The organism is Mycobacterium pseudokansasii (assembly GCF_900566075.1).
Taxonomy (GTDB): Bacteria; Actinomycetota; Actinomycetes; order Mycobacteriales; family Mycobacteriaceae; genus Mycobacterium; species Mycobacterium pseudokansasii.
In genome coordinates this window covers 26692-41558 of sequence record NZ_UPHU01000002.1, presented here as the reverse complement: position 1 = coordinate 41558, position 14867 = coordinate 26692, and the positions used below count along the sequence as shown (strand labels likewise).

8 protein-coding genes and 4 pseudogenes are annotated in these 14867 nt (G+C 62.8%); 6 read left to right on the top strand and 6 right to left on the bottom strand.

Annotation, left to right across the window (positions count from 1 at the left end):
* Nucleotides 1-338 precede the first annotated feature (338 nt).
* Both EET10_RS28755 and EET10_RS28750 read right to left on the bottom strand, forming a co-directional pair.
* A pseudogene (locus EET10_RS28755) lies at nt 339-574 on the bottom strand (recombinase family protein); the annotation flags it as partial.
* A gap of 178 nt (nt 575-752) precedes the next feature.
* A pseudogene (locus EET10_RS28750) lies at nt 753-1082 on the bottom strand (TetR/AcrR family transcriptional regulator); the annotation flags it as partial.
* A gap of 790 nt (nt 1083-1872) precedes the next feature.
* On the opposite strand from EET10_RS28750, the gene EET10_RS28745 reads away from it, so the two are divergent.
* Entirely contained in the window at nt 1873-4959 is a 3087-nt protein-coding gene (locus EET10_RS28745) for an MMPL/RND family transporter (RefSeq protein ID WP_174719757.1), read from the top strand.
* Nucleotides 4956-5852 carry an alpha/beta fold hydrolase gene (locus EET10_RS28740; protein ID WP_036395547.1) on the top strand — a complete coding sequence of 299 codons (897 nt, stop codon included), beginning with the start codon at nt 4956-4958 and terminating at the stop codon, nt 5850-5852. Before EET10_RS28745 ends, EET10_RS28740 begins: the two co-directional genes overlap by 4 nt.
* Before the next feature lie 171 nt (nt 5853-6023).
* On the opposite strand, the pseudogene EET10_RS28735 reads toward EET10_RS28740, so the two are convergent.
* Nucleotides 6024-6470: pseudogene (locus tag EET10_RS28735) on the bottom strand (DUF6188 family protein).
* Nucleotides 6471-6545: 75 nt separating this feature from the next.
* On the bottom strand, nt 6546-7157 hold the full coding sequence (locus EET10_RS28730) for a TetR/AcrR family transcriptional regulator (RefSeq protein WP_099187345.1): 612 nt from the start codon (nt 7155-7157) through the stop codon (nt 6546-6548).
* Nucleotides 7158-7583: 426 nt separating this feature from the next.
* Here EET10_RS28730 and EET10_RS28725 point away from each other — a divergent pair, with 426 nt between their 5' ends.
* Both EET10_RS28725 and EET10_RS32570 read left to right on the top strand, forming a co-directional pair.
* On the top strand, nt 7584-8183 hold the full coding sequence (locus EET10_RS28725) for a TetR family transcriptional regulator (RefSeq protein ID WP_036395660.1): 600 nt from the start codon (nt 7584-7586) through the stop codon (nt 8181-8183).
* A 1198-nt stretch (nt 8184-9381) separates the two neighbouring features.
* Nucleotides 9382-9489 (top strand): annotated as a pseudogene (locus tag EET10_RS32570) (IS110 family RNA-guided transposase); the annotation flags it as partial.
* Nucleotides 9490-9835: 346 nt separating this feature from the next.
* On the opposite strand, the gene EET10_RS28710 reads toward EET10_RS32570, so the two are convergent.
* Nucleotides 9836-11596 (bottom strand): MFS transporter, encoded by a 1761-nt coding sequence (locus EET10_RS28710; protein ID WP_080692215.1) that lies wholly within the window; start codon nt 11594-11596, stop codon nt 9836-9838.
* Nucleotides 11597-11727: 131 nt separating this feature from the next.
* On the opposite strand from EET10_RS28710, the gene EET10_RS28705 reads away from it, so the two are divergent.
* On the top strand, nt 11728-12423 hold the full coding sequence (locus EET10_RS28705) for a TetR/AcrR family transcriptional regulator (RefSeq protein ID WP_036395543.1): 696 nt from the start codon (nt 11728-11730) through the stop codon (nt 12421-12423).
* Between the two features lie 24 nt (nt 12424-12447).
* Here the strand turns inward: EET10_RS28705 and EET10_RS28700 are convergent, their stop codons facing one another.
* Nucleotides 12448-13659, bottom strand: coding sequence for a cytochrome P450 (locus tag EET10_RS28700; RefSeq protein WP_036395540.1), 1212 nt, complete (start codon nt 13657-13659; stop codon nt 12448-12450).
* 52 nt (nt 13660-13711) lie between these two features.
* On the opposite strand from EET10_RS28700, the gene EET10_RS28695 reads away from it, so the two are divergent.
* Nucleotides 13712-14293: a TetR/AcrR family transcriptional regulator gene (locus EET10_RS28695; RefSeq protein WP_036395538.1), complete on the top strand. Its 582-nt coding sequence runs from the start codon at nt 13712-13714 to the stop codon at nt 14291-14293.
* Nucleotides 14294-14867: the final 574 nt, after the last annotated feature.

Sequence of the window (14867 nt, the reverse complement as noted above, 5' to 3'; positions counted from 1 at the left end):
AAGCAGCAGCGTACAACGCAAACATTGTGTCGGGCTGCACCGACAGGAACCCGTCAAGACTCCAGACTGCGCACGACGACGCACGCCGCCGATGAGGTCCGACATGCTTCCGGCCACGAGCGTGACGGATCCCGAAATGGAGGTTTCCGGGAGCATCTCAAATCGGCCGGCGTGGTGGGCGGGCGGTGACGCCTTGTCTAGTTCGGCGGCGACCATCCGCCGGTTAGCCTCGTCACGGCAGTAGCGGTGATCATCGGCGGCATTTGGGCCTACCGAAAGTTCGTTAAGGGCCGGACCTTCAAGCCGCGGCTGGCGGCCGAACTGAGCGCTCAGCGGCAATCAATTGCGGTAACCACAACGGTGTCGCCGGCACGGGCAGTCGAGCATGGCGGCCAGGCCGGGGCGGTCGGTTTTTGGCCGACCCTGAGAGTTTATCGGTGAACACCCGCTCGGCCTTGACGCCAGCGACTCCGAGGGCAGCGAGCTGGGCGTCGAGGTCTTGGCCGGTGGTGCTGACCCGCGCATAGCCGAGCGTTGCGGTCGTGGGAAACAACGTCTCACGGCCCACCGACAGCGAGGATTCGAGACACGCGGTGTGAAACAAGAAATGAGACACCGTGACCTGGTGTTGCGTAGCGGCGAAGCGGCCTCCGATGAGGTGTCTCGTTTGTCTAGATTCGAGACAGCGCTCACCACTTCCACCGCGCCGGTAAGCCACGGACTCTCTATCCAGCTGCACGAATCTACATGAGCAGCGTGGCCTGTCGGCTCAACAGTTCGATGAGTTGCTCGCGCAACGATCCCGTCGCCGGTGGGGCGTGCACCTGCGGCACTAGCCGCTCAAATGTGGCGGCCAGCAGTTGAGTGGAGCTGCTGAAGTGGCGGTACAGGGTCGTGCGCGCGAATTTGGAGGCTTTGGTGACCGCGTCAATGGTGACGGCTTCGATGCCGCCGGCGCTGAGGAGTTGGGTGGCCGCATCCAATAACCGGGTTCGTGAGCGCAGCCGGCGCGGGTCGACGTCGTCATCGTCATCGTCATCGTCATCGTCATCGACTGGAAATTCCAGGGCGTCGCGCTCCATGTAGTTCACCGTAAACCGCGCGCGTACGCGGGCCCCACCGAATCGCGCCTGCATCGGTCGATTGGTTCGGCAACTAACGCTACTTAGAGTAGCGGAGCGATACCCCTAGTACACTTGTCTGTAAGCGTTTGTGCGGCGAAGGAGGAAACATGATCGGGCAGCGGGTCGGACGATCCCTGGTTGGGCAGCCACAGGGCGCGGACCACAGCCCGGTTCGTGTGGCGGACGAACGAACTCTGCCGGCGTGCGCGAGGGGGAATCGCACAGACGGGCGGGGGTGGTCGGCGATGGATGTGCCGCTTGCGCTAACCAAGACGCATGTGTGGGCGCGGGGGGTTCGCGATTTCAGGCTGGTCCGCCGCGGTATCACTCGGCGCCTACACCCACAGCCGCCGGTCGATGACCAAGGCCGCGTTCGTCCCCGTCACTACCCTCCCCGCTCCCGCTCCTACATGGACGACGCGTTGATGAACCGGGAAATGTATGACCACGTGCGCGACGAGCCGCTCAGATTGATCTCCCGGCTGGGATTTCGCCTGCGCCGGTCATAAAACAGTCACTGTTTCGGAGTCGGTGCATCGTCACTGTCAAACCGCTTTTGCTCAAAGGGATCACGTGTCGCTATACCGGACATGCTGGACCGTCGACGGCGAGTCGGTACAGCTCGAAGCGTTTGCGCCGCGGCGATCAGAGAGCTTCGGACACCGGTGGCGGTTTCGCCGACCAGGTAGAAGGATACTGGTAGTACTGTTGCGATACCGTTGGTTTCTTTCGAGGTAGCGGGGCGGGGATGGCAGACAGCGGGCGGGTTTCTTCAGGTGTGGCGACCTTGAGTCGCCCTGTTCGGGAGCGACTTCAAAAGGTTGCGGCCGGTGAGGGCGCGTACAGCGATCGGCTAGCGCGCTTGGCGGGTTTCAGTATCCGGCATAAGGTGCTGGTCATCGGCATGTGGGTGGTAACCGCCGCCGCCTTGGCGGTGTTGTTCCCGCAGCTGGAAACGGTTGTCAGACAGCAGTCGGTGACTCTTATACCACGCGATGCGCCATCGCTTCAGACGGTGGATCGCATGGGTGCGGCCTTCGGCGAGCAGGGGTCCAAGACGACGATATTTGTCGCGATGGAGGATCCGGCGGGCCTGACTGCGCCGGTGCGCCAGCGCTACAACACGATGATTTCGCGGTTGCGCGCCGATTCGGAGCACGTGCGCCTGGTTCAAGACTTGTTGGCCGACCCAGTCACTGCCGGCCAGGCAGTCAGCCGGGACGGCAAAGCCTGGTATGTGCCGGTCGGAGTAGCCGGAACACTGGGCGATCTCAATGCTGCCGAATCGGTCCAGGCGGTCCGCAAAATCGCCACCCAGGCATTCAGCGGTTCAGCCACCAATGTTCGCGTCACCGGCCCCCCGGCCACCTTCCGCGATCAAATCGCCTCGGCCGAGGAGGATTTGGTTGTCATCTCGGTCGCGACGGCAGGCTTGATCGCGGTGATCTTGCTGATCGTGTACCGGTCGGTATTTACCGCCTTGCTGCCGCTGCTGGTCATCGGGGTGAGCCTGGCGGTGGGGCGGGGAGTGTTATCGGCGTGGGGCGAATCGGGCATGCCGGTGTCCCAGTTCACCATCGCCTTCATGACGGTGATCTTGCTGGGTGCTGGCACCGATTATTCGGTGTTTTTGATCAGTCGATATCACGAGCAGCGGCGTCAAAACGTTCCGCCCGATCTGTCGGTAATCAACGCGACCGCCACCATCGGGCGCGTGATTTTGGCTTCGGCTGCCACCGTGGCGTTTGCGTTTCTGGCCATGGTGTTCGCGAAGTTGAGCGTGTTCGCCGCGTTGGGGCCGGCGTGCGCAATCGCCGTCTTGGTCGGATTTGCGGCCACGGTGACCCTATTTCCCCCGGTGTTGGCGCTGGCGGCCAAACGCGGCATCGGTGAACCCAAAGCCGATCGCACGCGGCGCTACTGGAACTGGATCGCCGTGGCGGTGGTCCGGCGGCCCGTTCCGCTGCTCGTCGCCAGTCTGGCGCTGGTATCAGGCCTAGCGGCTGTCGCGCTGACGATGCACGTCAGCTACGACGATCGCCAAGGACAGCCAAAGACCACGGCCAGCAATGAGGGGTATCACCTGCTGGACAGGCACTTTCGCAAGGACACCATCGTCACCGAATTCATGGTGGTCGAATCACCAACCGATATGCGCACCAGCAAGGCCCTGGCCGACCTGGATGAAATGGCGTCTCGAGTATCGCAACTGCCCGGCGTCACCAAGGTCTCCGGTGTCACCCGGCCCACTGGTACGCGTCTGGACCAGGCTCAACTGTCGTGGCAAAACGGCCAGATCGGTAACAAGATGGCCGGCGCGGTCGCCAAGGGAGACGCCCACAAGGATGACCTGGCCAAACTCACCCACGGCGCCGACCAACTCGCCGGCGGTCTAGCGCAACTGGACACCACCTTGCGCGCCGCGTTGACACCGCTGACCGGAATCCTCACTCAGGCCCAGTCCAGTGGATCCCAAGTCCAGCGGTTCCGTCCGCTGCTACAGCAGCTTTCGGCTACCGCCCCGGCCGTCGACCAAGCCATCCGAGCCGGCCCGGGGCTGCGTCAGCAAGCCGACCAGGCCCAAAACGCAATCGCCGCCATCGACCCGCTCGTGGGTGCCCTCAACACCTCCCCATGGTGTGCGACCACACCCGAATGCGCCCAACTCCGCGACCAGGTGCAGATCCTGGTGGCTCTGCGCAATTCCGGCTTTTTCAGCCAGCTCGCCAACCTCGGCGACCTTTACCAGCCCGGCAGCGGCACCGCGGCCGGCACCGTGGCCGACGTCCGAAACGCAATCACCTCACTGGACAAAGCTTTCGGAGCACTCGGCGACCCCGCCGACCTGGCAGGCAACATACGCCGGCTCCAAAGCGGCATCAGCCAACTCGCCTCCGGAGCACAAGCCCTAGCCACCGGCGTGCACACCCTTGCCGACAGCAACATCGAAATGCTTTCGGGCATGAGCCAAATCGCGACCCAATTGCAGAATTCCGCACGAACCACCGCCGGCTCAGACAACGCCAGCGGTTTCTACCTTCCCACCAATGCCTTCGAAAATCGCCAGTTCGCCGATGTTGCAAAGCACTTCCTGTCACCTGATGGCAAGACCGCGCGTTTCGCCATCGAATCCAGTTACGACCCCTACAGCAGCGACGCGATGAACCTCGCCCACAAAATCACCGAGGTCGCCGATGGCGCACGACCCAACACCTCGCTGGCCAATGCCACGGTGTCGATGGCCGGATTCCCCGCCGTCAACTCCGACATCCAACGCCTGCTCGCCGCCGACTTTCATCAGCTGGCCATCGCGACCCTCGTCATCGTCGGCCTCATCTTGGTCGTATTGCTGCGCGCCCTGGTCGCCCCGCTCTACCTATTGGGTACCGTCGTGCTCAACTACGGCGCCGCCCTCGGACTGGGAACCCTCGTGTTTCAATATGGTTTTGGCAAGGAAATCGCCTGGCCCGTACCGCTTCTTGCGTTCATCATTCTGGTCGCCGTCGGCGCCGACTACAACATGCTGCTCATCTCCCGGCTACGCGAAGAATCCGCTCACAACATTCGCGTGGGGGTCCTGCGAACCGTCGCGAACACCGGGTCGGTCATCACTTCGGCCGGACTCATCTTCGCCGCCAGCATGTTCGGCCTGATCGTCGGCTCCATCGCGATCATGATCCAAGCCGGATTCATCATTGGCTGCGGACTACTTCTGGACACCTTCGTCGTTCGCACGCTCACAGTTCCCGCGATCGCCACCCTGCTGCGCGAAGCGAGCTGGTGGCCGCAACGGAAATCCCTGATCCACAACGGCCGACCACACCGGACCACATGACAATTAGCCAGGAGCGCATCCGCACCAGCGACGGGATCACTCTCGTGGCCGACTGCTACCGGCACGCCGCGACTCGCCCCGTCGTGTTGCTCCTACATGGCGGCGGTCAGAGCCGTCACGCGTGGGCCACCACCGCTCGTCGACTCCATTCCCACGGCTATACGGTCGTCGCCTACGACACACGAGGTCACGGCGACAGCGACTGGGACCCAAGCGGACAATACGGCGTCGAACGGTTCGTATCCGATCTGATCTCGATACGAGGACACGTCAGCGCCGACAGTCCCCCCGCCGTCGTCGGCGCGTCGCTGGGTGGGCTGATCATCCTCGCTACCCACCTGCTGGCCCCACCCGACCTCTGGGCAGCCGTGGTCCTGGTCGACATCACCCCGCGGATCGAATTTCATGGGGCCCGTCGCGTCGTGTCATTCATGGCCGCCCACCCCGACGGATTCGACACACTCAATGACGCCGCCGACATCATCGCCGAATACAACCCACGCCGCGCGCGACCCGAAAATGTCGACGGCCTGCACAAGGTCCTACGGCAACGTAGCGACGGCCGATGGATCTGGCGCTGGGACCCAGCCTTCATCAGCTCCAACTTCGATGTCCTGCAAGGCAATCTCATGACAAGCAGCGAGGAGTTCGACGCCATCAGCGGATTTCTCGCCGAAGGAGCACGTCGAATCATCGCGCCGACACTCCTAATACGCGGCGCACTTTCAGACGTAGTCTCCCAGGAAACCGTCAGCGAATTCCTCCAACTTGTCCCGCACGCCGAAACAACGGACGTCACCGGCACCGGTCACATGGTTGCCGGCGACAACAATGACGCGTTCACCGCCGCAGTCACCGACTTCCTCGACCGCACCATAAGGACCCCGACATAAGCATCCAGCGAATCTGCAACCGCCCCGGCTGACAAGTCGGACACCGCACCGGCCACCGATCAAACAGGTCAGCAGTCAGAGTGCCCGAGTCCTCCAGGCTCCATCGAGATGGCTCGATCTATCGTTCACATCGCCTTCGCGCTTGTGCCGCCATGTCACCAGGCGCGCGGGCTACTGATGTGGCATGGCCACGGGTTGCGTTGCGTCTGAGTCATTCTCGTCAACAACAAGATCGTGCCGAATCACTCGGACTCGACCCCGCGGCAGACACGCCATTTAGCCGTGGCACTTGCCATAGAGCTCCCACGAAATCGCGGCCGCATCCGGGTCGACATCGATGCGGTGGCCGCGGGAGAAACAGAGATGCAACGCATCCTCGTCGTCGCACCAGGCGCGCGTGCAGGTCGCTCCGGCCAGGTCCAACAGTGGCCGCTCCTCGGCCGAAAGATTGATAGGGTCGATCAACACCTCTTCCTCAGGCCAGCCTCCTGCCGGAGGGAGGGGCAGCCGCATCGGTCGGGAAATCGCCAGCTGGTTGTAATCGTCGAGGTCGACTACCAGCCCTTCGTGCAGCGAGACTCGTTGAACGGTGCACTGCTCGATCCATTGCGCATGCATAACCACTCCCTTCGACGGCGCCGGCACTCACCGACCTATGCTACCGATAGTAGCGCAACGCGACTATTAGTATTGCTATGCGCTCTTGCTCGCGCTCCACGCAGCAAGAATGCGCTGCATACCTCGATCAATGCGCTCGCGCGCCTCCGCTGCTGTCGCCCGTCCGACGACGAAAGCCATTAGATTGGCCAGCCAGATATCAGCGATGACTCCCGCAATCTGCCTATCGCAAGCGCCCTGCGTGGGCCCACCAACCGTGCGCGCCAGCATGCTTTCGACGACGTCGGCGGCGTGTTGCACTGTCAGGGCTTCGTTTGTGCCCGCAATAACGAATGCCCGGACCACGGCCTCGGTGAGCTGCAGGTTTTGCTGCCACTCGTCGTGGAGTCGCGCCGTCAACGATCCCAGTCGGTCACTCGGGGAAGCGGCGCACGTGCTCCAGTCGCGTTCCTGATTCACCCGCTCAAACTCATGGGCGAGCAGCGTCACCAGCAGGTCGGTCTTCGACGCGAAATGGTCATACAGTGACCCGACAGTGATGCCAGCTTGCTTGGCCACCGTCTTGAGACGCACGGCCTTGAAGCCGCCCGCCGTTGCGACCGCTCGGGCAGCATCGAGGATTGCGGCGCTGCCCCCGGTACAGACCTCGGAATCTGGCGCCGCGCGGAGCGGTACGTCAACCGACATCACGACGTCACTTCGGGGTTAGGCCTTTCGACGAAGAGGTGGCGGGATGACATTCCTCAAATCCCCATTCGGGGAAGACGATGTCTTTGCAGACCGTTGGACATGCGTGCACCCGCAAGCGCAACCGCAAGAGCTGCGAGTGCGGTAAACGGGGCTAGCACGAGCGTACTGGTGGCACAGCCATGAGTGGGTACTGAAGCTGTGCCGTCCAGACCGCGGTGCGAAAACGCGGACCCGATCGGCGGACGATTCCGGCGCACTCGGATAGCGAATACCCATGCGGGTAGCGGCAATTCCTCACACAACCCAAAGGGCCCGACGCTGCGACACCGGCAAGAAAACACCCCCAGTACCTTCGGTCTCGCTACGCTACTATTCGTACCATAGCTCATCATGCAGTTGGAATGTCACATCGACGGTGATGGCATGCCGTCAGCAAACATCCGCTCGTTACGGGACCGACGCCGCGCCAAGTTGATCTCCGAAATCCAAAACATCGCACACCAGCTTTTCGCCGAACGCGGATTCGCTGCCGTGACAACCGAGGACATCGCGGCCGCGGCCGGAATCTCGATCAGTACCTACTTCCGCTACGCACCCACCAAGGAAGACCTGCTTGTCGCACCCGTCCGGCAAATGGTCGCCGAAATCATTGCGTCCTACAGCGCCCAGCCGTCCGACGCATCAGCAACCGAGACTCTGATGCGTCTGCTTATCGAAACCGCTTGGGACACAGCAAATCAGAATCTGCAATACTGGCGAGAAGCCATCCGGACCGCCCCCCACCTACTGAGCGAATCGGCGCTGATCAGCGAGAACGATAACCACCGGTTCATCGAACTGGTCGCCACGCACATGGGCGTCGACGCGGTGACCGACATCCGTCCCTCGCTGCTGGTCCACACGGGTTTGGCCACCGCACAATTCATACTTCGGCGCTGGATTAGCACCGACACCAAAACGAGTCCACCGCTCCACGTCCAACTGGAACAAGCCTTGAGGCTCACTCTAGCCGGATTCGACTAAGCGCAGACTGCGTTGAACCTGGTGCTCGGCGGCAGCCGCAGCCGTTGTCATGTCGGCAGCTCGGAGGAACAAGGACGCGGCTGGCCGTGAACCGAAATCCCGATCCACAATTTTATAACGGCACCGGTCGTCAGTGGGGGTAGGTAGCCCTAGTGGGGCAGGCGCAACTGCTAGGTAGAGCCCGCTTTTCGGGCGGCAAGGTATACATTCCAGTCGCGTTTGGCATATGCCAATTCGTTGCCACCGCGTCGCCAGCTCGCGCCGATGACCAAGGCTACCTCGCTGAACTAGATGCTAACGGCGTGACGATGTTGGACCGCAACTTCTGGCCGATTAACGGCAACCGGCATGTGCGACAAGATTCGCAGTGGTGTAGCACCTAAAACTCTCTAAAACCAGTTCGGCTTGCAGAACTTCCAAGGTCCCCAGATCGTCGCCGCCGCGCAATACAACCTCTGCCCAGACACGCTGCGTTGACGCGATGGCCAGGCCAGACCGGCGCCGGTAGTCAAGACAACAACTCGCTGAACTCTGAAATATGCTGCATAGCAATGTGTTAAGCCATTGTGTTCTGGTTGCTGCCTATCGAATGCTGTTGACGAATGGTTAGGGCTAGCCAAGGGCTAGCCAGTGGTACCGCCGGTGGTGCCGCGACCATCGTTGGCCAGCCCAGTTGCGCATGGTGCTGGGTGCAGTTGTCGAACGATACCAGTCGTATCGTCACGACACTACTAGTATCTGACCGATACTAGTAGTACTTTTAAGAGCACCGGACCGTGTACCGAAGGCGGCATCATGATCACGCAACGGATCCAAGGATGCGTCGTGCAGGCGCTACACGAAGCGGTCTCCGCACGTCGCTTGCCGTGCTCATCGAACCAAGCTCCGCGACGTGTGCCACGGACAGTCGCGCAAACGTATGGAGAAAGTGACGGTGGTAAAATGAAGCTCGAGCTTCCGCTAACCAGGACCCTTTGGTGGACCCGCGCCGTCCACAGTGTCAGGGTCGCCGGCCGCAGTGTTACCGGCCTGATGCACCGAAGGGCGCGGGTGGAGCAGGGCCCCGTGCATCCACGCCATTACCCCCCTCGCTCCAGCTGGTTCTTGGACAACGACCTGATGGAGCGGGAAATGTACGACCATGCGCCTGACAAGCCAACCCAATGAACGTCGCGGCCGAAACTTGTCCGCCTAGCCCCGTCAAGACTGCCGCGGGGATCTGATAACGGCGCGGCACCGGTTATCGAAACTGCTTCTGCGCGAAGAGATCGCCTACAACTGCGAGGAGGCTTCGACCGCCAAGCATAGGGCGTGCACCACGGACACACGGTTCAACGGCCTACGGGGTTGAGGCTAACGACGATGCCGCCCTCAGTACTGCAGGCAACTACGCGCTCTTGGATCGCGGTGAGCCTCTCGCGGGGCTGCAGCGGTTGCACCGATCCCCACGGGGGTACTGACAGTACTGTTACGATCCCATTGGTTTCTTGCGTGGGCGTGGGGGCGCGAATGACCGACTACGGGCGGGACTCGCCCTCCGGCTCTTCGCTTCGGTCTTGACCGCTCAGAGTACGCATAGCAGCGTTTCGCAACTGTCGGTATCTTTGGTAGGCGATGGTTGGCGGCCCACCAAGCCCAACCCCCTGTGGTTATTATCGGGACCACAACCCATGAATGTCGCGGTGTACGGGGGCAGCTGGACCGGCGTCGCGTCGGCGCCGGATTCCGGTGTTGTCACTGAGGATCACCGTCGAAGCTCGTGGTGCTGCCCGGCCGAACCGGTTCGCCGGCTGGTCAGACTCGCGTTGGCCGTCGGCTGACTGGCCCTCGGATCGGGCCTGCCGCCCGGATGTGACCCGTTGGGCTGGTTGCCCTTCGGCGGAGTCCGCAGCGCTGCGTGGGCGGCCGGGCGCCCATACCGCGAGGATCAGGGCACTGATGATGGTGATGATCGACAGCACCAGGGCGGCTTGGCCGTTGCCGTGCACGAACGCGGCTTTGGCCACGTCGGTAAGCCGTTGCGCGGACGGTCCCGATTGCGCAGCGACTTTCAGTGCTGCGGCCAGGGAGTCGGAGAACGGTTCCTGCGCTTGGGCGGGCAGCGTCGCCAGGGCGGGTTGGATGCGGTTGGTGTAGTCGGCAGCCAGGACGCTGCCGGCGACGGCGATGCCGAGCGCTGCGCCCACTTCCCGGGCGGCGTCGTTGACTGCGGCGGCCACACCGTGCTTGTCCACCGGTGTCGCGGCCACTATGGCCGCGGTGGCCGGCGCGGTGCACAACCCCAACCCGGTGCCCAAGCTCAGCAGCGGAAACAGTATGTCGGTGTAGGCCGCGTCTACCGAAAGCCGGCTGACCATGTACAGCCCGGCGGCGATGATTAGCAGACCCGGCACGGTGAGCAAACGCAGACCCAGGCGTTCGGCCAGCCGCGGCGCGACCAACGAAATTGACACGATCGGAACGATGATGGGCGCCAGGGCCAGTGCCGACTGCAACGGCTGATAGCCCACGATGAGCTGCAGGTACTGCACAAGCAGCAGGAACACGCCGAACATCACCGCGAACTGCAGGATGATTGACAGCGTGCCGCTGCCGAAACCCCGGTCGGTGAACAGTCGCAACTGCAGCAGCGGATGCTCCGCGCGTAACTCCACGACGACGAAGATCGCCGACGCCACCAGACCGGCGGCGAAATGCCCGAACACCACCGGATCGGTCCAGCCGCGGGCCGGCGCTTCGGTGACGGCAATGACCATCAACCCGATGGCCACTGCGACCAATACCGAACCGGGGTAATCCATTGCCGGATGGGATTCTTCGCGGGACTCTGGCAGCGTGAGCGCCGCGATCAAAAGGACCACGCCGGCGGCGCTCAAACCGACGAATATCGATAACCACGACCATTGCTGCAGCAACAGTCCCGAGCACAGGACGCCCAGGATGGCGCCGGAACCGGCCACACCTGCCCAGATGCCGACGGCGCGGCCGCGTTGGTGCTCGGGAAACCCGGCGGTCAGGATCGACAGGGTCGAGGGCATCACGAACGCGGCGCCGATCCCTGCGGCGCCGCGCGCGGCGATCAGCCAGACCGGGTCTTGCACGAACAGCGGGATCGTCGAGGCCAGCGAGAACACCAAGAGTCCGGCGATGAGAACCCCGCGGCGGCCGTAGCGGTCACCGAGTGCGCCAGCGGGCAGCACCAGGCACGCCACGGCGAGGGTGTATCCGTCGACGACCCAGGTCAGCTGGCTCTGGGTCGCCCCGGTTTGGGCCGCGATGTCCGATAGCGAGGAATACAGGGCGGCCATCGAGCCGATCACCAAAGCCACCGACAGGCACGACACCACCAGCGTCCGCTTCTGAGCCCGCGACAGATTCACCGTCGCGAAACGCGTCAGATCACCGGAATCCATCACACCTCCACCTGGGTAGGTACTGTCGGTTTCGCTACGCAACTGCAAGTACCACAACGTGGGGTCGTCGAAACGTCAGCCGAGTGTCGTCTGGGTTTAGGATTGTGGGGTTCTGAGGGTTGAGGAGCGAGATGACCTCTGAGTTCTCGGTCGAGGACGGCTATGACATCGATCCGCGACGGCTGCGCTCGCGGACGCGGCTGCTTGATGCGGCCACCCATCTGCTTAGTGCCGGTGGCATCGAGGCCGTCACCATCGATGCCGTGACCAAAGCCTCGAAAGTTGCCCGCACGACTCTCTACCGGCATTTCAGCAGCTCTGCGCAACTTCTCGCGGCCACCTTTGAACGACTGCTTCCACACGTCACGCCTCCGCCCTTGACCGGTTCGCTGCGGGATCGACTGGTCGAACTATTGAGCCGGCAGGCCGCGTTGATCGAGGAAACACCGATCCACCTGACCACCCTGGCCTGGCTCGCGTTGGGGCCACCACCTTCCGAGGGCGACGTCGAGGATGCCCACGATCGGCAGCAATCACTCAGCTCCCTGAAGGTGCGCGTCATCGACCAGTACCGCGAACCGTTCGATCAGATCCTCGGTACCCCCGACGCACGCGCCGAACTTGGCGATTTCGAACTCACGCTGGCCCTGACTCAACTGATCGGCCCGATCGTGTTCGCCCGCCTGACCGGACTTCACACCATCGACCACCAGGATTGCGCGCGCATCGTGGATGACTTTCTCGCCGCGCACCGACGCGAAATCACCACCACACCAGCCGAACCGACCAACCCGGAAGGGTCGGCCACTACCGTGGCCTCGGCCTAGAAGTCGAGCCCTTCTCTCGGTGGCTTAGGTTGCTGACCAGGTGATCGGCAACGAGGTGTAGCCCCGGATCGGGCCCGACCGCAGCCGCTGCGCGGAAGCCAGGTCGACTTCCCAGTCCGGTACCCGCTTCAGCAGGGCGGCCAGCGCGATCCGGGCTTCCATCCGCGCTAACGCGGCGCCCAGGCAGAAATGGACGCCGCGGCCGAAGGCGACCTGATGCTCGGGTTTGCGGTCGATGTCGAACACGTCGGGATCGGGGAAGGCGCGCTCGTCGCGGTTGGCCGACCCGAACAGAAGAAGCACCTTGTCCCCGCGCCGCATCAGGGTGTCGCGTAACGTGACATCACGGGTCAAGGTTCGTGAAAGCCCCTGAGCCGGTGAGTCGTAACGCAGCAACTCCTCGACCGCGGGCCCAAGCAGGCTGTGATCGGTGGCCAAGCGGTGACGGCTCTCGGGGTGTTGAGCTAACACGACGGCGGCGTTGCCGAGCAGGTTAGAGGTGGTCTCGTGGCCTGCAATGAGCAGCAGCGCACAAAACCCGAGGACTTCCTCGTCGGTGAGGCGCACACCATCGATCTCGGCGTACACCAACGCCGACATCAAATCATCGCGCGGGGCATTGCGGCGGTCGGCGAGGAAGTCGGTGAAATACTCGTACACCGACGCCATCGCAGCCAAGGCGTCCGCGTTGTCTCCTTGCCTGAGGTCCACTTGGACCAGCATGCTCGACCACTGTCGGAACCTTCCACGGTCCTCACGCGGCACGCCCAGCAGATCAGCGATCACCACCGCCGGCAACACACCGGCGAAGTCCACCACAAAGTCCGCCGACCCCGCCCCCTGAGCTAAAGGCTCAAACAGATCCTGCGCCAGATCCTCAATTCCATCGTTGAGAGCAGCAATGCGCCGCGGCGTGAATGCCCTGCTCACCAGTGCACGCAGCTGGTTGTGGCGCGGCGGATCCATCACGATCATCATCGGCAGAACCGACTGGAAGAAGTCCGAACCCGGCGGCATGGGAAATATCCCGTCCACCGAGGAATAGGTATCGTGATCTTGCGCGGCGGCTTGCACATCCTGGTGGCGACTGAGCACCCAGGTGTTGGATTCCTCTGCGCGATACACGGGCGCTTCATCACGCAACACCCGGTAGGTCGGGTAGGGATCGTCGAGGATGACCGCATCGAAGGGGTCGTAGTGAATCTGCGCCTTGGTCACACGGGTCTCCTGCCACATTGCAGAACAAGCGTTTAGACTCGCAGTCTAAACTCGCCGAACAGGAACAGCAATGCGCGAAGTCCCACCTCAGATCGCCGAGCGCCTTCCGGCTGCGGCCGAACTGTTCGCTGAGAGCGGCCTCAACGAAACCAAGATCGAAGACGTCGCCACGGCAACCGGGATCGCCAAGGCGACGCTGTACTACTACTTCGCCGGTAAAGAAGACATCCTCGCGTACCTGCTGGAAGACGCGCTGGGTGAAATCGCGGACGATGTGGCCGCCGTCGTGCACGCTGACGGCACCGGCGCTGAACGCCTCAGCGGCGTCATCGGCGCGCAACTGCGGGTGATGGCCCGGCGCCCAGCGGTCTGCCGGGCTCTGATCGGAGAGCTCGGCAGGGCGGCACGTATGCCTGTCATCGCCGAGATGATCAGCAGCGCCTACTATCAACCCGTTGAGGCGCTGCTCATCGCCGGAGCCTCCGACGGTTCCCTTGTCGCGCAACATGATCCGCGATCGGTGGCGATCGCGCTATTTGGCGCCGTCACCACCAGCGCATTGACATATCTGATAACCGACGACACCCTCGACGAGGCCCTGGTCGCCCGCAGCATCCATACCGTCATGTTTGACGGTCTCCGACCACGTTAAGGACCGAGCGCCCGGCGGCCTCGCCATCCAAGTCATCAAAGTCATCCACCTACCGTCGTCGCCGTCATCCGAAGTCGCCACCATCGGCCTGGGCGCCGCCAGTATCGTCGGCCGTTCGGGCGACTCAAACCACCTCAAACGGTCCAGTTTCGAGACAACAAACGAGACGTATCGATTGTCTAGATTCGAGACAGCGCTCACCACTTCCACCGCGCCGATAAGCCACGGCCTCTCTATCCAGCTGCACGCATCTACATGAGGTAGGTGCCGTGAGCTTCGCGGACCAGACCGCCCTCGTCGAAGACCAGCACTTCGGTCACGAGGTCGCCATTCTGATTGCGGTAGCCGATGACGATCACGCCGATGCCCACGTAAACACCCACAAGGCTCGAAGTGCAGGTCCAGGTCAGGAACGCTCTAGTGAAGTGTCGATCTCCAACAGGGCCCGAAGTGCGTCCTTTCCGCGCACCACCCGGGCGCTCTCTTGGAGCACACGGGCTGCCACAGGTGGGGTGAACACAACGTCTTCAGCGAAGTGCTCAAGGACTATCTCGACGTCGTTGGGCGTTCCAGG